The organism is Candidatus Melainabacteria bacterium RIFOXYA2_FULL_32_9 (assembly GCA_001784615.1).
Taxonomy (GTDB): Bacteria; Cyanobacteriota; Vampirovibrionia; order Gastranaerophilales; family UBA9579; genus UBA9579.
This window is the reverse complement of the sequence record MFRQ01000025.1, coordinates 1-23,800: the sequence shown is the minus strand read 5'-3', so window position 1 is coordinate 23,800 and position 23,800 is coordinate 1. Positions and strand designations below refer to the sequence as shown.

Annotated in this window: 16 protein-coding genes and 1 tRNA gene; 12 read left to right on the top strand and 5 right to left on the bottom strand. The window is 32.3% G+C overall.

Going from position 1 to position 23,800, the window contains the following annotated elements; all coding sequences use genetic code 11:
* Nucleotides 1-206: 206 nt before the first annotated feature.
* Nucleotides 207-2,072: a hypothetical protein gene (locus A2255_05490; GenBank protein ID OGI22859.1), complete on the bottom strand. Its 1,866-nt coding sequence runs from the start codon at nt 2,070-2,072 to the stop codon at nt 207-209.
* Between the two features lie 139 nt (nt 2,073-2,211).
* Nucleotides 2,212-3,306, bottom strand: coding sequence for a hypothetical protein (locus tag A2255_05485; GenBank protein OGI22858.1), 1,095 nt, complete (start codon nt 3,304-3,306; stop codon nt 2,212-2,214).
* Nucleotides 3,307-3,977: 671 nt separating this feature from the next.
* Between A2255_05485 and A2255_05480 the strand changes: the two genes are divergently transcribed.
* From A2255_05480 to A2255_05440, 9 genes are all read left to right on the top strand, one after another.
* Entirely contained in the window at nt 3,978-5,012 is a 1,035-nt protein-coding gene (locus tag A2255_05480; protein OGI22857.1) for a phenylalanine--tRNA ligase subunit alpha, read from the top strand.
* Nucleotides 5,013-5,042: 30 nt separating this feature from the next.
* On the top strand, nt 5,043-5,579 hold the full coding sequence (locus A2255_05475) for a hypothetical protein (GenBank protein ID OGI22856.1): 537 nt from the start codon (nt 5,043-5,045) through the stop codon (nt 5,577-5,579).
* Nucleotides 5,580-5,597: 18 nt separating this feature from the next.
* Entirely contained in the window at nt 5,598-8,060 is a 2,463-nt protein-coding gene (locus tag A2255_05470) for a phenylalanine--tRNA ligase subunit beta (protein OGI22855.1), read from the top strand.
* A gap of 196 nt (nt 8,061-8,256) precedes the next feature.
* Nucleotides 8,257-9,234 carry a hypothetical protein gene (locus A2255_05465; protein OGI22854.1) on the top strand — a complete coding sequence of 326 codons (978 nt, stop codon included), beginning with the start codon at nt 8,257-8,259 and terminating at the stop codon, nt 9,232-9,234.
* 34 nt (nt 9,235-9,268) lie between these two features.
* Nucleotides 9,269-10,150: an epimerase gene (locus A2255_05460; GenBank protein ID OGI22853.1), complete on the top strand. Its 882-nt coding sequence runs from the start codon at nt 9,269-9,271 to the stop codon at nt 10,148-10,150.
* 97 nt (nt 10,151-10,247) lie between these two features.
* Nucleotides 10,248-11,063 carry a citrate lyase beta subunit gene (locus A2255_05455; GenBank protein OGI22852.1) on the top strand — a complete coding sequence of 272 codons (816 nt, stop codon included), beginning with the start codon at nt 10,248-10,250 and terminating at the stop codon, nt 11,061-11,063.
* 6 nt (nt 11,064-11,069) lie between these two features.
* Entirely contained in the window at nt 11,070-12,884 is a 1,815-nt protein-coding gene (locus A2255_05450) for a hypothetical protein (protein ID OGI22851.1), read from the top strand.
* The gene (locus A2255_05445; GenBank protein OGI22850.1) at nt 12,877-13,242 is read left to right on the top strand and encodes a polysaccharide biosynthesis protein GtrA; all 366 of its coding nucleotides are present in this window, start codon (nt 12,877-12,879) and stop codon (nt 13,240-13,242) included. Before A2255_05450 ends, A2255_05445 begins: the two co-directional genes overlap by 8 nt.
* 1 nt (nt 13,243) lies before the next feature.
* Nucleotides 13,244-14,179: a dolichol monophosphate mannose synthase gene (locus tag A2255_05440; GenBank protein OGI22849.1), complete on the top strand. Its 936-nt coding sequence runs from the start codon at nt 13,244-13,246 to the stop codon at nt 14,177-14,179.
* A gap of 131 nt (nt 14,180-14,310) precedes the next feature.
* On the opposite strand, the gene A2255_05435 is transcribed toward A2255_05440, so the two are convergent.
* From A2255_05435 to A2255_05425, 3 genes are all read right to left on the bottom strand, one after another.
* Nucleotides 14,311-14,988, bottom strand: coding sequence for a hypothetical protein (locus A2255_05435; GenBank protein ID OGI22848.1), 678 nt, complete (start codon nt 14,986-14,988; stop codon nt 14,311-14,313).
* A 188-nt stretch (nt 14,989-15,176) separates the two neighbouring features.
* Nucleotides 15,177-16,475, bottom strand: a complete 1,299-nt coding sequence (locus A2255_05430; protein OGI22908.1) for a hypothetical protein — start codon at nt 16,473-16,475, stop codon at nt 15,177-15,179.
* A gap of 28 nt (nt 16,476-16,503) precedes the next feature.
* Nucleotides 16,504-19,170, bottom strand: a complete 2,667-nt coding sequence (locus A2255_05425; GenBank protein ID OGI22847.1) for a valine--tRNA ligase — start codon at nt 19,168-19,170, stop codon at nt 16,504-16,506.
* 204 nt (nt 19,171-19,374) lie between these two features.
* Between A2255_05425 and A2255_05420 the strand changes: the two genes are divergently transcribed.
* From A2255_05420 to A2255_05410, 3 genes are all read left to right on the top strand, one after another.
* Nucleotides 19,375-21,435 (top strand): hypothetical protein, encoded by a 2,061-nt coding sequence (locus A2255_05420; GenBank protein ID OGI22846.1) that lies wholly within the window; start codon nt 19,375-19,377, stop codon nt 21,433-21,435.
* Nucleotides 21,436-21,936: 501 nt separating this feature from the next.
* Nucleotides 21,937-23,367: a hypothetical protein gene (locus A2255_05415; GenBank protein OGI22845.1), complete on the top strand. Its 1,431-nt coding sequence runs from the start codon at nt 21,937-21,939 to the stop codon at nt 23,365-23,367.
* 220 nt (nt 23,368-23,587) lie between these two features.
* A tRNA-Leu gene (locus A2255_05410) sits at nt 23,588-23,669 on the top strand.
* Nucleotides 23,670-23,800: the final 131 nt, after the last annotated feature.

The following is a 23,800-nucleotide window of genomic DNA, read 5'->3' as shown; positions in this document are numbered from 1 at the left end:
TCCCGGGCCTACCCTTAAATCCAATTCTTTCATTAATACACTTGTCCGTGCCATTTCTCTCCTCTTATCTCTCTCTTATGATATATTTTTTATATGCTATATAAATATAAAAACTTAAAAACCATGAAAATTGCCTCTTTTTGAATGTTTTTCTTTGGAACTTAATAAATGATGAAATTAAGAACATAAAAATTTTTTATTACGCCTTATTGCTCACTCGTAGTGTGTTCTCTATGTTTATCTGCTTTTTCAGGATCAAGATAAGAATACTGTTTAACATATTCAAATCCAAACTTATCCAGATATAGATGTAAAAACTCTCTAAAACCTATTGAGAACCATAAAGGAGCAAAGTAAATTCTTTGACAAATTGCAGAACATAATTCATTAACTTTTAATATTTGAGAAGGAGTCATTCCTTCAAGTACATCATAATGAAGTCTGGTTGATAAATCTTCTTCATCTTCTCTAATGTTTGCTATAGAGAATTTTTCAGGCTCTTCACGCATTTTTGTATGTTTTCCTAGTGAGAAATTACTTAATCCATATGAGTTAATTATTTCTTTATTGTCGATGATCATATTTATCGTCGTCATTGCTTCTTCAGAAGTTTCTGTAGGAAAACCAAAGAATAAGAAACAGAAATTCCATATTCCAGAATCATTTGCAAGTTTTAAAGGTTCAAATCTATTATCTATATCAATACCTTTATTAATTAAATCCATAATTCTTCTAGAACCGCTTTCTACGCCCCACATAGTCATCCTGCATCCTGCTTTGTATGCAAGGTCTAAAAGCTCTTTTGTAAAACCTTTTTCTGTCCTGGCATAAATAAACCATCTTACATCCAGATTATTATCAAGTATAGCTTGACTCATTTTTCTTAAATATGACGGAGAAATAGCTTCATCAATAAACTCAAAGTGCTTTATACCATATTTTTCATTTAATACTTTCATTTCCGAAATTAATTTCTCACAGGATTTAATATTATAATTTACGCCGAAATCGTGGTCGCAAAATGTACATTTTTTCCAGTAACAACCTCTTGAGGCTTGTATTGGTAATACAATTTCCGGAGATAAATAAGCTTTTAGATCAATTCCTGCTAGGTCGGGATCAGCGATATCATCCAGTTTTTTTGACTGACATTTCTCATTTATTACAACCTCTTTATCTTTTAGATAAAGTAAATTGGGTATTTGTGATAAGTCTTGATTTGTTTTTATGGATTCAATCAGTTTTATAACAGGTATTTCACCTTCTTCGTATGTAAGAGAATGACAGAAATGCTCGAAAAATTCAGGTTTATCTTTTAAAGTATTTATTACTCTTGTGAAAAAGTTTCCACCAATAGTTATATGAGTATTTTTTAAATTATCTTTTAATAATTTTGCTAAAGTTAAACCACTTACTACTTGAGAGAAAGCATTAATAGAGATTCCTATCATTTTTGGGTTTAAGTCAGATATTGAAGAAAAAACCAGCTCATAATAATCAATAAAAGGATTCTCATCTTTATTGCTTGTAGCCTCAATTACAGATTCTAAAGTCATCTTGTGATTTCTATTTTTGAAATCTCTCAGCATAATTTTTGATGGAAAATACGGTAAGCTAGCTATATCAAGACCTTTTGTAATTATATTAAAAGCCCACGCCATTTTTTGGGGGTCATAAATTTCTTCTGTTTGCAGGATATTTTTGGCTTTATTTATATTATTTATTACTGTGTCCCAATAAAGTTCATATTTTTCGATTTTACTTTCTATCTCATGATAAAGATCACTTGCTCCTGAGAAAGCATTTACTCCTTCATCAGCTATTGAATTTATAAATTCTTCTCCAAGTTTCTCATGTCTATTATTTACTGCGACTCTGCACCAGGTTAAAAACTCAGGAGACAATATTCTATGAAAAAAATCTATATTTAAATCTTTAATAATACAGCTATATCCAGCTCTCTTTAACTCACCTGCGAGTATTGGTAATGCATAATACGGACTTAACGGTGTCCATTGAGGAGGTAAAATCATAAGGACATCAAGATCATTAAATTGAGAATCTTTATTCATTCTATTATTCTCCTAATTAAGTTTATTAAAGTCTGTATATTTGAAGTATAGGAAATTTTTCAATAAAAAAGAATAGATTTTAAAAGGGAAGGAACTTGAAATATATATTTCAAGTTCCTTAGAATCTTATTTTAAGTATCTATTGCTGCTTGTTTGCTAATTGCATAATAGCAGCTAATAAATTCTTAATTTCTGTTTCTGATAATTGCTGTGGATTTTGTGCTTGATTGACCATTCCATTAAGTTGAGAAGTTCCTTTTGTTTGTGTATTAGCGACATCTAAAGCCGGGGTTTGCTGAGCAGGGTTAGCTGCTGCTGGTTGAACTCCTTGTGCTGCAGGTGGTACGTCGTCACTACAGTATTTACAACCTTTTCCTTTGCAGGCTGGACATTCAGCTTTATTCCAAACAGGTTGTCCTGTTTGATTAAATTTAGCTATTCCTTCTTGTATGTCTGTTTTTTGAGGTGCTGCCGCTGGTGTTGCTTGTCCTGCTTGAGCGTTAGGGGTTGCGGCTGTTTTTTGAGCGGTTGGATCTTGAGCATTTGCACCAGCTGCTTGATTTATGTTGTTTAACCCATTTTGTGCTCCATTAGCTGCTGCTTGACCACCTACGGATAATACTTTGTCATCTTTTCCGTTCATTTCACCGTCGCCACCGGCTTCTATTTTTACTAATCCATGTTTGGCGGATTTAACTTCAAGAATATCCCCTTTTTCGATTTTTTCTCCGTCTTTTTCTTTTCCGTTTTTATCTTTTACTGTAATTTCATCTTTTTCTTTGGCTGCCTTAGCCCATTCTTTTAAGTTTCCTCCTTTATTTTCTATACCCATTTCAGTATTTAAATCATCAACTATTTTTTCACCTTCTTTTTTAGAGACAGCCCCTTCTTTAGGTGTTTCGTTATTATTGTTAGCATTTGCTGTTGGAGCAGCGTTTGCAGCAGGGGCAACTGTAGCATTTGCATTTGCAGTAGGAGCTGCAGCATTATTAGGAGTAGCCATTAATGCCATTTTCGGTGAGAAAATAGAACCTGTATCTACACCCAAATTTGATAAAGACTGTCCTGATGATTGAGATAGATTTTGGATCTGATTTGATATTTTAGCCTTTGCATCTGGGGTTTGAGCTGATCCTAATTGAGTTATCAGTTTACTTATTTGTGATTTTAAGTCTGTCTGATCCTTCAATTTGTAAAAATCTTGCATTGGATTACTACCAATCGCATTTACCATACTTGTGTCCCTCCAATCTTTTTCTAACCTTTGACTAACTCTTTTTAACTCTTAATTGTCTCCATCTCCGTTGCCATTTAGTCCCATAAAATGAAAATTGCCAGTCTCTTTTTCAAAGTCCTGGCAAATCTCATTTATTTTGTTTATTGTTTTCTCTACTATGTCTTCCCCCAAATCCAACTCTCTCATTAACACCTTGATTCGTGACATTTTCTCTGCCCTCCTTTTCTTCTTATACTTAATTATGTCCCTCATATGTTATATAAATATAAAAACAATAATACCATGAGAATTGTCTATTCTTCATGGTTTTGGTTAATATTTGTCTTTTTTCTAACTTAAGACACTACTTAAATAAGCATGTCATTATTGAAAAGTGAATATTGACCAATAATCGTTTTTACAAAGCAATCTCAAAGCAAAAATTTATGTAGCTTGTACTCTGACTCTTCTTAATTAATGAAACAATCTATTAGGTTTGAATTTGTGAAAATCCTGACAAGCTCCCAAACTACTCTAAAAGCCAGTTATTTTAACCAGAATTAATTATAAATTTTTTAAGATTCTTGATTTTATTCTCTTTTTTAAAGAATATTTATCATATAATAAGCAGTAAAATTAGATGATAAAATATATTACAAGCCACAAACCATGGTTTAGTTGAGGATTATATGAAAGAAAAGTTAGAAGAAATAAGAAATTTAGCATTAAAACAGATAGATGAAACTGAAAATCTTGAAGAAATAGAAAATATAAAAGTAAAATACCTTGGAAGAAAAGGTGAATTAAACACAATAAGACGTGGAATAAAAGATTTATCCCCCGAAGAAAAACCTGTTATAGGTGAACTGGCAAATACTGTCGCTTATGAAATTGAGAATAAATTAGAGAATAAAGGTGAAGGACTTTATAAACAAGCTATAGCACAAAAGCTGGAAGCAGAAAAAATTGATGTAACTTTACCTGGTATATATAAACCTTATGGAAAACAACATCCTCTAACTTCAACAATTAATGAAATCATTAATATATTTCAGGGACTTGGTTTTTCTATAGTTGAAAATCAAAATAGCCCTGAAGTAGAGACTGAATACTATAATTTTGATTCTCTTAACTTCCCGCCTGAGCATCCTGCTAAAGATATGCAAGATACATTTTATACTAATATTGCCCCACAAGTGCTTTTAAGAAGCCAGACCTCAAATTCTCAAATTAGAGAAATGCAAAAGAAATCTCCTCCATTAAGAGTTATAAGTCCGGGAAGAGTATATAGATCTGAAGCTGTCAGCAGTCGTAAAAATAATCTTTTCCATCAGGTAGAAGGTTTTTTGGTCGATAAAGACGTAACTTTTGGAGATTTAAAAGGAATATTAAACGAGTTTATAAGACAATATTTTGGACAATCAAGACCTACAAGATTTAGAACAAGCTTTTTCCCTTTCACAGAACCAAGTGCAGAAATTGACGTTCAATGCATAATATGTTCAGGTAAAGGATGTCGCACTTGCTCAGGTACTGGCTGGCTTGAAATCCTGGGTGCAGGCATGATTGATCCTAATGTACTTAAAAATGTAAACATCGATCCTGAAATATATACAGGTTTTGCATTTGGCATGGGAGTGGAAAGACTTGCTATGCTGAAATTTGCAATCAATGATATAAGGCTTTTCTTTAATAACGACGTACGTTTTCTGGAACAGTTTTAAGATAACTTATAATTATGTTAAGGGTTGATAATGCCAAATATAGTACCTATAGAACTAATAGAAAATAAAATTTATGTTATAAGAGGTCATAAAATCATGCTTGATAGTGACCTGGCTAATCTCTATAATGTCGAAACAAGAGTACTTAATCAAGCTGTAAATAGAAACATAGAAAGATTCCCAGATGACTTTATGTTCCAACTCACTGATGAAGAGTGGAAAAATTTGATATCACAATTTGTGATATCAAACAAAAGTAGAGGGGGCAGACAAAAACGACCTTATGTATTTACAGAGTATGGGGTATTAATGCTTTCCAATGTTCTTAACAGCAAAAAGGCTATAGTAGTAAGTATACAAATAGTTAGGGTATTTACAAAATTAAAAGAAATAGCTCTTACAAACAAAGAATTATCTCAAAGGCTTGATGAACTTGAAAATAAGTTTATAAACTATGCCAAAGAAACAAGAACAGATGTCAACGATATATTTAGACAGTTAAATCAATTATTAGAAATTACAAAACCAACTAAAATTCAACAAATAGGCTTTAAAGTTGATAAATAGGCAAGAAAAGGAAAAAATATGCAAGTTTCATTAGAATGGCTAAACGAATATGTAGATATAAAGAATATTTCATCTGAAGAAATAGCTCATGGGTTAACCATGAGCGGGTTGGAAGTAGAAGAAATAGAAAAAACAGGTGCTGAATTTTCAAATGTAGTTGTAGCAGAAATTTTAGAAATAAAACCACACCCTAACGCTGATAAATTACAGCTTGCGACTATTTTTAACGGCAAAGAAGCAAAAGAAGTGGTGTGTGGAGCAAGAAATATTGCAAAAGGACAACTAATACCCTATGCAAGTGTAGGATCTGAAGTTAAAGACAACAAAACCGGAGAGATATTTACCCTGAAGCCTGCTGTAATTAGGAGTGTGGAATCACAAGGAATGTTGTGCTCAGCTGAAGAGCTTGGTCTAAAAACCTCAGACTTTCAAGAAGAAGATGGTATTTTAATCCTAAATAGATTTAAAGAAAACTTAAAACCAGGACAGGATATTAAAGAAATATTAAATATTCAGGAAAATTCCATTATTCACGTGGCACCGACCGCTAATCGTGGTGATGAGATGTCCGTTATTGGTATAGCAAGGGAAGTATCAACGATCTTCAATAGAAAGCTTAAATACCCCGAAATTAAAAATACACAACTTCCTGAATATTCTGATTTTAAAGTAGAAATAAAAGATGAAGATACCTGCAAATATTATGCAGCAGGTATTATAAAAGATGTAAAAATAAAATCATCTCCAGCCTGGCTTGTAAGAAGACTACAGGCTTCAGGAGTCAGAAGTATTAATAACGTTGTAGATATAACTAACTACGTAATGATTGAATACGGTCAGCCTCTTCATGCTTTTGATTGGGATAAATTAGAAGAAAATTATCTCTCTGTTAGAAGAGCTTATCCTGGTGAAAAAATAATTACTCTAGATGAGATTAAGAGGGATCTAACCCGTGATTCTGTCTTAATAGCAACAAATAAAGGGCCTGTTGGATTAGCAGGATTAATGGGAGGATACAATTCAGAAGTAGACAAAAATACTAAGAATATTGTCCTTGAATCTGCATATTTCACTCCTCCGACAAATAGAAAATCTGCAAAAAGCGTAGGTTTAAGAACAGAAGCCTGTGCAAGATTTGAAAGAGGAGTTGATATTGAGTCAGTAAAACCTGCTTTATTAAGGGCTATAGACTTGTTAGTAGAGTTAGCTGATGCTAAAATCTGTGGAATATCAGAAACAGGTGATAATAAATTACCCGATATTGAAATAACCTTAAGATTCAACCAAATTAAGAGAATTTTAGGAATTGAAATACCCGGTAATAAATGTATTCAAATATCGGAACATTTAGGATTTGAGCTTCTAGGCAAGAATGATTTCTCTGCCAAGTTTTTGGTGCCAAGTTATAGAGTTAATGATGTTACCAGAGAAATCGATCTTATAGAAGAAATAGGTAGAATTTATGGCTATGACAAGATTGAACCTACTTTACCAAGGAAAACTCAAGCTTCTGAGATAAGCAAAGAAACCGAAACTATTAACCATATAAATAAACTGCTTCTAAGTAGTGGATTAAATGAAATTGTAACTTCATCTTTGACAGGGACACCTTTGCTTAACTGGATTGGAATGAATTATAATGATAATGAAGCAGTTAAAGTCTCAAATCCACAATCCGATGAATATACAATGCTCAGACAAAGTCTAGTTCCTAGCATAGTTCAAATCGTTAAATATAATTTTGATCAGGGACAGAAAAATATATGGATCTATGAAATTGGAAAAACTTTCTTCTTAAAAGGAATTCCTGATCAAAGAAATTCTGGTGTAGAAGAAAATAGAATCATATCCGGTGCTATTACTGGAAATATGGCTTCCAGTAAATGGCATAATCCTCAAGAAACAGATTTCTATACTTTAAAAGGAATTGTTGAATCTTTAATAAAAGATTTAGGCTTAGAAAACAGAGTTGAGTATCATCCTGTTTCTAATATCTCATACTTGCATCCAGGAAGGACAGCTGAAATAAGGCTGCTTGGCAAAACACCAGTCTCTTTTGGAACCTTTGGAGAGTTGCATCCTGATACAATGGAAAAATGCAAATTAGCCCAACCTGTATACATTTTTGAGATTGATCTTGAGAAAGTATTATCTAATATTACCTATACTGCACCAAGATATAAAGAATTGCCTTTATATCCTGCGGTTTATAGGGATATAGCATTTATAATCCCTCAAAATATCTCATATCAAGATATTGCAAAAACAATCAAAAAAGTATCTTCAAATCTATTTAAAAAAGCAGATATTTTCGATGTATATCAGGGTAAGCATGTTCCTGAAGGTTCAAAGAGTTTAGCATGTAGAATAACTCTTCAGGACCCGAATGCCACTTTAACTGATGAAAAAATAGATGTTGAAATAAGTAGAATTAAAGAAGGACTAAAAAAAGCTTATTCTGATATCAACTTTAGAGAGTAGCTGAGTCAAAATGACTGGTCTAAATACTAGGTATGATCTTGCCATTCTGGTGACACAGCCACTTTTCAAAGTAATCTATTATTCAAACAAGAACTTAATTATATGCAATGATATAGGCACATTCTCAGATAAATAATTCTTCCATTGAGGACTTATATGTGTGCGTTAGCACTGAAGGATATCAATATTAAGTGTTATGTTAAAAGATATATTGCAAAATAAAAAATGTTTTAAGCTGATTTGTGGAGCTGGAAATGAGAATATAGAAGAAGTAGAAAAACTCGTGGCTCTTTATGCAAAGGCTGGCGCTAATTTTTTTGACTTATCAGCAAGTGAAGAGGTTATGGAAGCAGCATTAAGAGGACTTAAAAGAGTTGTTCCCGAAAGTGAACTCAAAAATTACCACTTATGTGTAAGTATTGGAGCAAAAGATGATCCACACTTTAATAAAGCAGTTATTGATAAATTAAAATGCGTTTCCTGTGGTAATTGTATAGAAATTTGTCCACAAAAAGCCATTATTCTTAAGAACAATGAATATCTAATTAACGAGAAACGTTGTATTGGATGTGGTAATTGTAAATCAACCTGCTTAACTACTGCTATTTCTTTTTATTCTAAAAATACATCTTTTGAAGAAATTCTCTCACCTATTGCTAAACATAATATTAGTTGTATCGAGCTTCATGCTTCCAGTAATAATGAAGAAGAAATATATGAAAAATGGCAGAAAATAAATCATAATTTTGATGGAATCCTGAGTATTTGTCTTAACAGGGCTCATTTTGGAGATATCAGGTTAATTGAGCTTATAAAACATCTATTAAACGAAAGAAAAGACTTTTCCACAATTATTCAGGCTGACGGTTGTGCAATGAGCGGACTAAATGATGAATATAAGACAACTTTACAAGCAATTGCTATGGCAGAAATTATTCAAAATGCAAATTTACCTGTATTTATTATGATATGCGGCGGAACTAATTCAAAATCATCCGAATTTGCAAAACTTTGTAATCTTGATATCCATGGAGTAGCAATAGGATCTTTTGCACGCAAGATTGTCAGACAATATACCATTCGTGAAGACTTTTTTGAAAATCAGGAAACATTTAATCAGGCTCTTAAAGTTGCTAAAAATCTTGTTGATAAAACCCTTAAATATCTAACTTAGGTTATTATATTAATAAAAGGAATCTATTCTTATTATGAATATATTATTAACCGGTGGAAGTGGTTTTATAGGAAAAAATATTTGTGAATCTTATTTGTCAGATAAATACAATATTCTTGCCCCAACTCATGATGAACTAGATTTAATCGATGATATCCAAACTAGAAAGTTCTTCCTTGAAAATAAGATAGATGTAGTTATTCATTCAGCCTGCAAACCCTGTCATCGTAATGCAAAAGACCCTAGCAATATTCTTTATACTAATGGAAGAATGTTTTTTAACCTTTTAAGAAATTCATCCTATTACCAGAAAATGATTATATTAGGATCAGGAGCTGCTTACGATACTAGATATTCTATTCCCAAAGTAACTGAAAAATACTTGGATACTTATATTCCTGTAGATGAACTTGGTTTTCAAAAATATATTACAGCAAAACAAATAGAATTAATGGATAACGTGATTGAACTTCGCATATTTGGAATATTTGGTAAATATGAAGATTATGCTATAAGATTTATCTCTAATGCCATCTGTAAGACTTTATATGATCTGCCTATAACAATAAAACAAAATAGAAAGTTTGATTATATTTATATAGATGATCTAATGCCAATACTCGATCATTTTATTTTCAATACAGGCAAATATAAAGCCTATAATGTTACACCAGACAACACTATGGAACTTTGTGAAATCGCAGAAAAAGTTATAAAGGTATCTGGAAAAGATCTTCCAATAACAGTTGAACAACCTGATCTAGGTTTAGAATATAGTGGAAACAATGATCGTTTATATGAGGAAATTCCTGGTTTAAATTTTATCTCTATTGATGAAGCTATAGTTAAGTTGTATAACTGGTATTCAAAAGATTTCCATTTAATTAACAAAGAATTTTTACTGATTGATAAGTAAATTTAATGAAATGATAATATAATGAGAACAAATAATATAATTTATAAGAATTAAAATATAAATAATGCTATCTTGGATTCAATAAGGGATAATAACTTTGAATAGCTTAGAAAAAAGAATGATTGGAGTACTTGAGAACCTCAAGGAAAATTATCATGTAATCGGAGTAAAAGCCGAGTTTGAAGCTGAAGGTACACGTCTTGAAGAAGCTCTAAGATTAAAAGAGGTAGTATCAAAAGCGGGGCTTGACCTAACCATTAAAATTGGCGGATGTGAAGCATTAAAAGATATGTATGAAGCCAGAGTAATAGGTGTATCAAGAATAGTTGCACCTATGATTGAATCTTCTTATGCATTAAGAAAATTTTTAACTGCCTCAAAACTAGCTTTTTCACCAGATGAACGTGAAGAAATTGATTTTTTAATTAATATAGAAACTATCACTGCTTTTAAAAACTTGGATGATATTTTGAACTCAGCTTCTATTAATGAGTTAGACGGCATTATTCTAGGCAGGGGAGATATGTCCGAATCTTTAGGCCTTACAAGAGATGATATAAATAAACCTGAGATTCTTGAAATAACTAAAAGTGTCTTAATGAAAGCAAAAGAAAAATTTTTAATATGTGGAATCGGAGGAGGAGTCTCAGGAGATTCCTTGCCATTCTTTAGAAACCTACCTATAGGATTTTTGGATTTTTATGAAACCAGAAAAGTTATTTTCAAATGTCCCGCAGCTACTGATAAAAATGCATCTGAAGGCATATTAAAAGCTGTAGGTTTTGAACTAATGTGGCTAAAAAACAAGGCAAATTATTACGGACTAATATATAATGAAGATAAAGAACGCATAAAAATCCTTGAATCACGTTATGAATCTTCTATTTTGGCTGCTGGAGGACTTATAGAATAAATAGCAATGATAAAAGTATCTGATTATATCGTTAACAAACTTGCCCGGTACGGAATAAAACATGTTTTTATGATTTCAGGGGGAGGTGCAATGCACCTCAATGATTCTTTTGGTAAATGTACAGATATTCAGTATATTTGTAACCATCACGAACAGGCTTCTGCAATGGCTGCTGAAGGATATGCCCGAGTAAATCAAAAACTGGGTGTAGTCTGCGTAACAACAGGCCCTGGTGGAATTAATGCTTTAAATGGTGTATTTGGCCAATGGACTGACAGTGTTCCTGTTTTATACATTTCAGGACAGGTAAAAAATGAAACCACTTTATCTTCCTGCCCGGAACTAAACCTGCGGCAGCTTGGTGATCAGGAAGTCGATATAGTAAATGTAGTTAAACCTATTACCAAATATGCTGAAATAGTTAAAAATCCTCATGAAATAGGCAGGGTGCTTGATAAAGCTATATATATTGCAACTCATGGCAGACCAGGTCCTGTCTGGATTGATGTTCCTATTGATGTTCAGGCAGCTATGGTTAATGAAGACCATTTAATAAGATATGATAAGTCTGAAGATGCGATTAACACTAATATCACAGAATTAAAATCTAAAATTGATGAAATAATAGAACTGCTAAAAATTTCTAAAAGGCCTGTAATAATAGCAGGTCATGGAATTAGAATATCAAATGCACAGGAAATGCTGCTTGAGGTTCTAGAAAAATTAAAGATCCCTGTTGTGACAACAATTAACGGATTTGACCTAATTCCTTCGAATAACAATTTATTTGCAGGACGAATTGGAACTGTTGCTACCAGATCAGGCAATTTTGTATTACAAAATTCTGATTTAGTTATCTCAATAGGTTCACGTAATAACGTCAGACAGATTAGTTACAACTGGGAATATTTTGCTAGAGCAGCCAAAAAAGTATTAATAGATATAGACCCGATAGAATTAAAAAAGCCTACAATCTCACCTGATATCGCAATAAATGCTGATGCTGGAGATTTCCTTACAGCATTCAAAAAAAGAATAGAAAAAATCCAACTTCCATCCTGGCAAAACTGGATAGAATGGACTAAAAAGAGAAAAGAGCTATATCCTGTTGTACTGCCTGAGTACAAAGAACTAACTGAATCCGTCCACCCCTATTACTTTATGGAGATATTAAGTAAATGCTATAAAGATGATACTTTGACTGTTGCTGGTAATGGAACTGCTTTTCTGGTTATGTTTCAGGCTGGTATTGTCAAAAAAAATCAGAGATTTATCTGGAACTCAGGCAATGCATCAATGGGATATGATTTACCTGCTGCAATTGGGGCCTGTTTTGCAAACAACAAGAAAGATATTATATGTCTTGCAGGTGATGGAAGTATAATGATGAATATTCAGGAGCTTCAAACTATTTATCATTATCAACTGCCTATAAAATTATTTATATTAAACAATGATGGCTATATATCAATAAAGCAAACTCAAACCAACTTTTTTGATGGTAGATTAACAGCTTGTAGCAAGGAATCAGGTGTAAGCATGCCAGATTTTATTAAGATAGCCGAGGCTTTTAATTTGTCTACTGTTAAAATTGAGACACAACATAATCTGGAAGAACAAATCCGATCAATCCTAAACACACCCGGACCAGTAATTTGTGAAGTAAAACTCACTCCTGACTATATATTTAGCCCAAAACTTACTTCAGAACATCTTCCTGATGGTAAGATGATATCAAAACCTCTGGAAGATATGTACCCTTTTTTAGATAGAGAAGAGTTTAAAAGTAATATGCTAATACCTGAGGCATATAATGGATAAAAAATTCATAAAATTCTTATTTATAGGTGCTTTGAATACTTTTTTTGGATATTCTATGTATTCCCTTTTCTTACTTCTAGGTTTTCATTATTCTGCTGCGGTTTTATTTTCCACAATATTAGGCGTGCTTTTTAATTTTAAAACTGTTGGAAAGCTTGTATTTAGAAACTCCAATAATACCCTTATATTTAGGTTTATAACAGTCTATACAGTTATATTCATACTAAATATAATCTCTTTAAGTATTTTTAAGATGTATAAAATAGACCTACTTTTAGCGGGTGCTATAGTAATACTGCCTCTAGCTGTGCTATCCTTTGTACTAAATAAAAAATTCGTGTTTGAGGGTAAAAATTAACATGAAGCTAATTAGCGTAATGACCCCGTGTTATAACGAAGAAGAGAATGTTGAAGATATCTACAGCAAGGTAAAAGAAATCTTTAATGGACTGGAAGGTTATCAATACGAACATATTTTCATTGATAATTGTTCGAAAGATAAAACTGTAGACATATTAAGAAAAATAGCCGAAGAAGATAAAAATATAAAAGTAATAATTAATGCTAGAAATTTCGGACATATTCGCTCTCCATACTATGCATTACTCCAAACAAAAGGGGATGCTGTGATATCTCTTGCAGCTGATTTTCAGGATCCCCCCGATCTTATTAGAGATTTTATTAAAAAATGGGAAGAAGGATACAAACTTGTTCTTGCAGTCAAGACTGAAAGCAAAGAACCAGGCCCTATTTTCTTTATAAGAAAAATATATTATGACCTGATAAACAATTTATCAGATAAAGATGTCGGCTTAGTAAAGAATTTTACAGGATTTGGTCTGTACGACAGGATTATAATTGATATATTAAAGAATATTGATGATCCATATCCATATTTTAGAGGACTTATCTGCGATATAGGTTTTGAAAAAGCCATTATAGAGTTTGTGCAACCGGAAAGAAAAAAAGGTATTACCAAGAATAATTTTTATACCCTATATGATATGGCAATGCTTGGAATAACAAGCCACTCAAGAGTTCCTTTAAGGATAGCTACTTTTCTTGGTTTTGGTTTGTCTATTTTGAGTTTACTGGTAGCTTTAACTTATTTTATATATAAATTGGTATTCTGGTATAACTTTAATGTAGGGATGGCACCTCTCGTTATAGGATTATTCTTCTTTTCATCCGTACAATTATTTTTTATCGGAATAATTGGAGAATATATAGGTTCAATACACACCAGAAGCCTAAAAAGACCTTTAGTTATTGAAAAAGAGAGAATTAATTTTTAATTTCCCATTTAAAAAATATTATCCAGAATACACATAATTTATATTTTGATCGTGATCCAGCATTAAATAGCAATATAGCAGCTTAAAGACTTATTTAAGCTGCTATAATCTTATATTTATGCAAATTTTGGCTAAATAATATTCTCTCTAATTGCTTTAACAGCTGCTTGAACTCTATCATCTACGCATAGCTTTTGTAAAATACTGCATACATGGGCTTTTGCCGTATGAACACTTACAATAAGCTCTTTTGCAATTTCTGTATTACTCTTTCCTTTAACAAGCAGTTTGAGTACTTCAAGTTCTCTTTCTGTTAATTGAGCTCTTGCATCAGGAGCTTCATTCGAATATAAAACTTTTGTTGATTCTGGTTTTGGGAATAAGTTTAAAGCAACTTTTGCAATAGAAGGATCTAACCATGCGGCGCCTTGACTAACAGTCTTAATAACATTCACAAGTGTATGTGGTTCTATATCTTTTAAGCAATAAGCATTAGCACCAGAACCTAAAGCTGCAAGCACTTCTTCATCTCTATCATGAGAAGTTAAAATGATAACTTTTATATTTTCATCAAATGTTTTTATTTGTTGAGTAGCTTCTATTCCGTTTATTTCTGGTAATCCAAGGTCCATAAGTACAACATCAGGTTTCAATTCCTTAATAACTTTTAAACCCTTTTCTGCATCCTCTGCCTCACCTACTACAATTACACCTTCATACTCATTAAGAGAAGATCTTAAACCAACTCTAGTTAGTTTGTAATCCTCAACAATGACAATTTTTACTTCTTTAACTTTTGTACTTATCATAACCTACTCCTATATAACAAACGTAAAGCCACAGATTTTATACTTGTATAATTTATTACCTGATTTGAGATTCAAAAGTCTATTACTATATTAGTAAAATAGATATATGACTTTCAAAAAATTACCCACATGGATATTTATAATAAAACCAAGTGTCCATTTATAAGAATATAAAAACAAAAATTATACTAAAATTGCCAATTATTTTTTAATATATTTAAAGTTTCACCTACTATGTAGAAAGAACCAGATATTATAGTCAAATAAGAGGTTGAATCACAATCATTTTGTGCAAATAAATAAGCTAAACTTATAGATTTTTCTAAAGAACTAATTGAATAAACTTTTTTCGTAAAGTTTGTTAACATATAGCTTTCTTTGAGAATATTGGGATCAACAGCATTTTGCGACCTGGATTTTGTAAATATAACTATATCTTGAGGGTTAAATAAAACCTCTATTATTGATTTATAATCCTTAGTATTTAATGATGAATAAATCCATATTATTTTTTTATCAGGAAAATAATAGTCTAAACTCTCTCGGAGGGATTTAGCTCCTGATAAATTATGTGCACCATCTAAAACAAGATTTTTTTCTTTGATATATTGTAATCTACCTGGCCAACTAACTTTCTCCAGTCCTGATTTCACTTTCTCTGATGGTATTAAAAAACCTTGATTATTCAAAACTTCTACTGTTTTTAGAACTAAGGATAGATTTTTTATCTGCCAGAGTCCTAATAAAGGCAAATTATATGTATCATTCTCTAATATTATCTTACTGTTTTCCTGCTTATAGATTGAAGGATCTACTAAAACCAGCTGGCTCCGATTTTCTTCTGATATATTAGCAAATATATTAATTCCATTATTATTTTTTAGCGTAATAACAGGCACATTATTTTTAATAATACCGGCTTTTTCATATGCAATTTGCTCTATAGTATTTCCAAGTCTATCAACATGATCAATATCTATTGATGTTATTACTGATATTAGAGGTTTCTTAACTATATTAGTCGCATCTAATCTGCCTCCAAGGCCTGTTTCAAGAACTACAAAATCAACTTTATGTTCATTAAAATAGAGAAAAGCAAGTACAGTTAGAATTTCAAACTCAGTCACATGGATATCATGTAAATTAGCCAGATTAACTATTCTAAAAACCAGTCGGGCAAAATCTTTTTGTAGAATATCCTGCCCATTTATCTTTATTCTTTCTGTATAGTCAATAAGATGAGGGCTTGTATAAAGACCTGTTTTATAACCAGCTTCAGTTAAAATTGAAGCCAACATAGCACAAGTTGAGCCTTTTCCATTGGTTCCAGCAATATGAATTACTCTTAAATTATCCTGAGGATTTCCTAAAAGATCTAAAAGTTTACTTATCCTTTCCAGGCCTAATTTTATATGAAATTTACCCTGTGAAGTCAAAATAGACAGGGCTTTATCGTAAGTATAAAGCCCTTCTGTTTCTTGGTACATTTGTGTATTTATGTCAATGCCTGCCAATTTATCCTACCAATGATTTAAGTAACTCTTCAACAGCCTGATATTGTTGATTTATTTCGTTAATACGCTCATTCGTCTGTTTAACAACAGTTTCAGGAGCACTTTCAACAAATCTAGGATTATTTATTCTTGCTTCTAATCCTTTCTTCTCTTTTTCAAGAGCCTCAATTTTTTTCTTCTGTCTTTGAGTTTCTTTATCAATATCTATAAGACCTGCAAGAGGTACTATAATTCTTGAAGTGCTAACAACTGCGGTTGCAGATTGAGCCGGTATTTCCTTTGGCATGCCAAGATTTACTTCCATCTGATCAACTCTGGCAATTAAACTGACATAAGGTTTTGAAAGCTCAAAAATCTCTTTTTCACAGCTATCTTCAGAATATACCTGAATATTTAATCTGCTTGAAGGAGGAATATTCAAGGTTTGTCTGATATTTCTCAAGCTTCTTATAGTATCTATAACAATATTCATACTGTTTTCAGCAGTTGTATCTTCTAATTCCTTATCAGGTTGAGGATACTTAGTTAGCATAATAGTATTACTGTCATCCTTATAGGCTTTACCCGGTAAAAGCTGCCATATTTCTTCTGTTATATGTGGCATAACAGGATGTAGCAATCTTAAGGTTCTTTCAAGGATAAATCTAAGAACTCTTTGAGTGTTAGCTCTTTGAGACTCATCTTGTAATTGAATTTTTGCTATTTCTAAATACCAATCACAATAAGTACTCCAGAAAAATTCATATAGCACATGCGCTGTTTCACCAATTCTAAAGTCAGCAAAATTCTTATTAACTTCTTTAACTGTTTCATTATATCTATGTAAAATCCATCTATCAGCGATAGTTAGATTGCTCGTATCTATTAAATTATCATCCATATCCTGAAGATTCATTAACACAAATCTAGAAGCATTCCAGATTTTGTTAGCGAAGTTTCTTCCATACTCAAACCTGTCATCAGAGACTTTAATATCCTGACCACCATAGGTTACAAGACTGGTTAAAGTAAATCTAAGCGCATCAGAGCCATATTTATCAATAATTTCAACAGGATCAATGGTATTACCTTTGGATTTACTCATTTTTTGACCATGTTCATCACGGATTAAACCGTGAATATAGACATTTTTAAATGGAGATTTATCTGTAAACTGGTATCCCATCACAACCATTCTTGCTACCCAGAAGAAAATAATATCAAAACCGGTAACAAGAGTACTTGTTGGATAGAATTTATTAAAGTCAGGAGCATTAGTATCCGGCCATCCCATTGTTGAAAATGGCCATAATGCAGATGAAAACCAGGTATCTAGAACATCTGTATCCTGAGTAATGTTTGAACTAGGGCACTTAGTACACTTTTCCGGTTTTTCCGTAGCGACAATCATTTCTCCACAATCATCACAATAATATGCGGGTATCTGATGTCCCCACCATAGTTGTCTACTAATACACCAATCTCTGATATTCTCCATCCAATCAAGATAAATCTTAGTCCATCTTTCAGGAATAAAGTTTAGTTCTCCGGTACTAATAGCTTCAATAGGTCTTTTAGCAAGAGGTTCCATCTTAACAAACCATTGCTCTGAAAGATAAGGTTCGACAGTTTCACCACAACGTTGACAATGACCAACATTATGTTCATGAGGAACAACTCTGACCAATAAGCCATGTTTTTCAATCATTTCAACGGCTTTTTTTCTTGCTTCATATCTGTCTAAGCCTCTCAATTCATGAGGAACAAGTTCATTATCGACCAGCTTACCGTCAATATCCATAACCCAAAGAGGTTTTAAACCATGACGTTTTCCAATTTCATAATCATTAGGGTCATGGGCAGGAGTTATTTTTAAAGCTCCTGTACCAAATCCTATTTCAACAGCTTCATCAGCAATAATTGGAATTTCACGTCCTGTTAATGGCAATGCAACTGTTTGTCCAATCATATCACTATATTTGAGATCATTTGGATTAACTGCAACAGCAACATCACCAAACATTGTCTCAGGTCTTGTTGTAGCAACTACAATAGCTCCATATTTATCTTTTAAGGGGTAGCTAATCTCCCATAAATGCCCTTGCTCTGTTACATATTCAGTTTCTATATCACTAATTGCAGAACGACATCTTGGACACCAATTAACTATGTATGAGCCTTTATAAATTAAACCCTTGTTGTATAAGTCAACAAAAACTTCTTTTACTGCTTTTGAGCAACCTTCATCAAGGGTGAATCTTTCTCTTGATAAGTCAAAAGAGGCTCCTAATCTTTTGAATTGGCCTAAAATTCTGCTTTTATGGTCATTAGCCCAATCCCAGACAACTCTTAAGAATTTTTCTCTTCCAAGATCATGTCGTGATAAGCCTTCTTCCCTCAGTTTTTTTTCAACAACGTTTTGAGTTGCAATACCAGCATGATCTGTACCCGGAAGCCATAACGCTGCATACCCCAGCATTCTATGATACCTTATTAAGATATCCTGCAAGGTTCCATCAAGAGCATGCCCCATATGAAGAACCCCTGTAACGTTTGGAGGAGGTATTACAATACTATAAGCAGGATTAGGATTACTTACATCTGCTTTAAAGCAGTCATTTTCTTCCCAAAATTTATATATTTTTTCCTCAGTTTCCTTTGGATTATATGCCGTTGGTAATTCTTTCATTAACAAGACTCCATTTTACTTTTAAATGTTAACTATCCTTTTTCCATAAAATATCATAACCATAATCCTTAGTTCAAATGATTTAAAGTTAAAATCAGATGATTTTAAGTTAATATTTTTTTATTTTGTTAGCAAGAACCCATTTATTGTATGCTATTATAAATAACTTAAAGATATATTTACTTTAAAAAGAGGAGTTGAAACATGCTTAAATATAAGCCGAAACAATTATTTTCACTTATATTAGCTGCATTATTTACCTGGTCGGGTAGTCACAACTATATTTTAGCACAAAATTCACTTAAACTTACCCCAAAAACACCAACCATTGTTGAAAAAACCACAGTTACTAATATTCCAGAGGTAGAAATAGCCCCTGAACTAGAAAAAAATATTAAAGCTTCAATTATAAGTGTATATGGAGAGGACAAATTAGACGCAGTTTACAGTAATGTATTAAAACTCATTAAAAAAGCAAGAGAAGAGCGTAATGATAAATTAAAGCAAGATGATATTAACAGAAGCTCTGATTGGTATAAAGATGAAATCGTTTATATGTTTTATGCTGATCAATTTGGAGTTAAAGATAAAAATTCCGCTAACACCTTTGAAGGTCTGATAGGAATGTTAGATTACCTAAAAGACTTAGGAGTCACAACATTATATATTCTTCCATTTATGGATTCACCAATGGGCGATGCAGGTTTTGACGTAAAAGATCCTAAAAACGTAAGAAAAGACCTGGGAGGAATGGAAGAGTTTGAAAGATTTGCTATGATAGCAAGGGCAAAAGGATTTAAAATTAAGGCTGATTTAATTTTAAATCACTTCTCAGATCAACATAAATGGTTCCAGGATGCTCTAAAAGGTGATTTAAGCAAGTTAGATTACTTTGTAGCTACAAATAAAGCACCTGCTTATAAAAGATATCGTGATGAAAATATAGGCATAATAGCAGAATACCAAGAAGATAATGGTTTAGTATCAAAAAGAAGAGTTATTTTCCCTGAAATTTGCGAGAACAACTACAGAAAAGTTACGATTAGTGGAAAAGACTATTATGTTTATCATACATTTTATCCATTCCAGCTAGATGTTAATTGGGAAAATCCTGAAGTATTATATTATATGCTTGATGCAATTGCATTCTGGGCAAATAATGGTGTGGATATATTTAGATTAGATGCAATTCCATACTTTATAAAAGAAAAAGGAACAAATGCTGAAAATTTACCAAAAACTCACGACACAGTTCAGCTCCTTAGCTCGTTCTTACAAGCAATTGGTCCAAGATCAGTATTGCAAGCTGAGGCTTGTCAATGGCCAAAGGATATTTTGCCTTATTTTGGTGAAGAAAATAAAATAAAAGTAAATAATGACAAACAGTTAACAAGAACCGACGAAGTTCAAATAGCTTATCACTTCCCTTATATGCCAGCTATATGGGCATCATTAGTTACAGGTGATAAAGAGCACTTCTGGAAAGCTTATCAAAGTACTCCTCAAATTCCAGATTCTTCAACCTGGGCAATATTCTTGAGAGTTCATGATGAATTAACTCTTGAAATGGTTGATATTGAAACAAGAAAACTTATATATGACAAACTCATTTCAAAAGGCGCTCAATTCAGAGAAGGTTTTGGTGTAAGTGGTAGAATTGCTAACTTCCTGGATAATGATCCTTCCAAAATTGGATTAGCCTATTCCGTTCTTTTATCACTACCTGGTATACCAATAATCTACTATGGAGATGAAATTGGTGCACAAAACAATTGGGAATACGCTAAAGAATTCGCTAAAAAGCGTGAAGCAACTCAAAAAACCAAAGGCGAAAATTTAGAAGTAAAAAGCTACTTTGATAGCAGAGATATAAATCGTGGTCCTATCGAAAAAGCTATGTTCTATAATGCAACAAGAAATAAAAGCGATTTAAGCAATCAAATATACAGAACAATAAGAAATCTAATTAAAGTTAGAAAAGAGAATTCTGTACTAACAAAAGGAACATTAACCCCGGTAAAATCTAACCAAGAAAGCATTTTCTCTTACTTAAGAGAGAATGACACAGAACAGGTATTGGTCGTACATAATTTATCAGATAAGCCTGTTAAAACTACTCTTGATCTACCAAGAGATGTTGTAAATAAAATAAGTAAAAGTCATCTAAATGATCTTTTAACTAATAAACAAGTAAAAATTAAACAAATCTCTAGCGGGTTAAAAATCACCCTTAAGCCATACCAATCTTTGTGGTTTAAATTATAAAATCTGATATTAAATAAAACTAGTTTTAATCTCCTCTTAAACTAATCAAAATATAGATTAAAGAGGAGATTAAATTTTGAAAAAAAATGATAAAATAAACATATACTGGTGACAAAATGTTAACCGATAAATGAAATAATATGGTTAAAACCAGTATGCGGAAGGTGGCTAAACCACATTATTAAGTTCTCAATTATTTTAACGAGTACTTTTGTACCTTTGGTACCGGAAAAAGCGGGTAGCAAGGCTGCACCATTAAAGTCTATAATCATGGTCTTAATATCAAGATTGATGACTTTAGAAAAGGTGACTCTGTCACCCGGTTTTATCAAAGACTAACTAATTCTGGTATAACTATTATAATTATTGTAACAATTTTGTTAAAAGCTCAATATAACTAGCAAAGTTCATGAATTTTCGGGTTTATTCATGTTGAGAGGTCTGGGATTAAAACTACAAATTTGTTGTAAACTAAGTCCAAAAGGAGGAAGATCGAATAACGTGGAAGCGAGATACGGCATTAGCGAAAATATCAATAATGCAGATCAGACTTTAAACTTAGCTAATCAGGCTAAGCTTAGAGCTACTTCCCATAAATATTCACGAAATTTAACTCCTTTAACGCAAAATAAAATTGCCTTTACCGGTTCTACAGACAAATTCTTAAGCTCTCTTGGTCAAGCAGGGAAAAACCCGACATTTCCTCTTGTAATAAGTGCTTTAGGAGCACTGTTATTTAGGGTTCCTATCATAGGTTCAGATAGAAAGACTCCTAAAGAAGAAAGAACCTATGCTGCAACCTGGCTAGCTGTTATGTCAGCAATAGGCCTAGGAGTTCAACTTGTTCTTAATAAGCCTGTAGGAAAGTTCTCAGATACTATTGCTAAAAACTTTTTAAATATTAAAAAACCAACTACGGCCCAAGAATTAACCAGAGTTGCCGGAGCCTCCAAAGTATTTGAATTTTTATCCTGGGTAGCTGTACTAAATACCGTAAATATTGTTATTGCCAGATACTTAAAAAGGGGTATGGACTTTATAAATGAAAAGCTAAAAGGAAAGCCTCCTTCTAAAGATTCTGAAAAACCCACAACTCCTGAAGAAAAAGACAAACAGAAAAAAATAGATAATTCAATTTTTGCGTGCCTTGCTGCTATAGGTGGTTTTGTTGGATTAAATATGGTTGGACGCCTAACGGGTCGTGGCCCAATAGCAACTAAATCTATAATTAGTGCAGGAAAAAAATTAAATCAAGCTTTTAATATTTCTGGAAATTTAAAAGATTTATTATCAAAAACCAAAGATTCACTAAGTAATCTTTCCAAAGACAATGGATTCATAGGCAAAATATCTAAAAACTTGAAAAAAGCAATGGCATGGCCTCGTAGTGAAAAAGGCCTTAATTGGTTTGCCAATCAGGCTGACGCTCCAGACAAATGGCTTGATCGTGCGATATTATCAAATATGATAATTCGTCCTTTAATTCTTCTACCAACGGGGCATTATTTTACAGTTATCAGCTCCTTTGTTAATGAAGCACTGGCTTTAATGGCTATCAAAAAAATAGGTAAGCCCGTTGTTGATAAACTTACACCAAAATTAGTTTCTGCCTTAAAAATATCTGCTGATAATCCAAATGCTGCAGCTGGTGCTGGAGTTTTACTGGATCAAGGAATTAAAAATATAGGTTTAGTTTGTATTGGAATGGGATTTTTAAATAATGTAATATCCCGCAATATGCTAAAAATGTTTAAAAAGCCTGAGGAAGATAAAAAAGAAAACAGCTCTACAAATAACCTTAAATATTTTAGCAATCCTTCCGTAACCGTGAAATCAGGCCCGCCTAAAGATATGGATGCCTGGTTAAAAAGTCTTAAATATAGACCAGCTAGTAATTATTTTAATACTAAGTCATCTGCATCTCAGAATTAATATTTATGCCCTGAAATATGCGATTTTAGATATTTAAAATTTAAATAAATGTCCGTAATAATCTGTTGACATCAAATAGGTAAACGGATTAATATAATTATGCTTGCGAATACCCTCAAATATTTAATCTTGAAAAATATAATAAAGATTAAATAAGAAACAATTTAATAGAAGTTAAGTCTTATAATATAAATTGTTTCAATACAAACTTCCTAGGTACGTCGGGATGGCGGAATTGGTAGACGCGCACGTTTGAGGGGCGTGTGGAGAAATCTGTGAGGGTTCAAGTCCCTCTCTCGACATTTTTAAGCAGGAAAAGTGGCGTTGCCTCTGAAAAACAGGGGCTTTTTTATTTGTTCTTTTTGTCTAAAATAAACATAATAACTTGAGTTGCTAAATAGGCAAATTTAGCTTCTGTATTAGATTATAAGCA

Coding starts and splice junctions, on each gene's coding strand:
- A2255_05490 (OGI22859.1), bottom strand. CDS start 2,072: ATGAATAAAGATTCTCAATTTAATGATCTTGATGTCCTTATGATTTTA.
- A2255_05485 (OGI22858.1), bottom strand. CDS start 3,306: ATGGTAAATGCGATTGGTAGTAATCCAATGCAAGATTTTTACAAATTG.
- A2255_05480 (OGI22857.1), top strand. CDS start 3,978: ATGAAAGAAAAGTTAGAAGAAATAAGAAATTTAGCATTAAAACAGATA.
- A2255_05475 (OGI22856.1), top strand. CDS start 5,043: ATGCCAAATATAGTACCTATAGAACTAATAGAAAATAAAATTTATGTT.
- A2255_05470 (OGI22855.1), top strand. CDS start 5,598: ATGCAAGTTTCATTAGAATGGCTAAACGAATATGTAGATATAAAGAAT.
- A2255_05465 (OGI22854.1), top strand. CDS start 8,257: ATGTTAAAAGATATATTGCAAAATAAAAAATGTTTTAAGCTGATTTGT.
- A2255_05460 (OGI22853.1), top strand. CDS start 9,269: ATGAATATATTATTAACCGGTGGAAGTGGTTTTATAGGAAAAAATATT.
- A2255_05450 (OGI22851.1), top strand. CDS start 11,070: ATGATAAAAGTATCTGATTATATCGTTAACAAACTTGCCCGGTACGGA.
- A2255_05445 (OGI22850.1), top strand. CDS start 12,877: ATGGATAAAAAATTCATAAAATTCTTATTTATAGGTGCTTTGAATACT.
- A2255_05440 (OGI22849.1), top strand. CDS start 13,244: ATGAAGCTAATTAGCGTAATGACCCCGTGTTATAACGAAGAAGAGAAT.
- A2255_05435 (OGI22848.1), bottom strand. CDS start 14,988: ATGATAAGTACAAAAGTTAAAGAAGTAAAAATTGTCATTGTTGAGGAT.
- A2255_05430 (OGI22908.1), bottom strand. CDS start 16,475: ATGTACCAAGAAACAGAAGGGCTTTATACTTACGATAAAGCCCTGTCT.
- A2255_05425 (OGI22847.1), bottom strand. CDS start 19,170: ATGAAAGAATTACCAACGGCATATAATCCAAAGGAAACTGAGGAAAAA.
- A2255_05420 (OGI22846.1), top strand. CDS start 19,375: ATGCTTAAATATAAGCCGAAACAATTATTTTCACTTATATTAGCTGCA.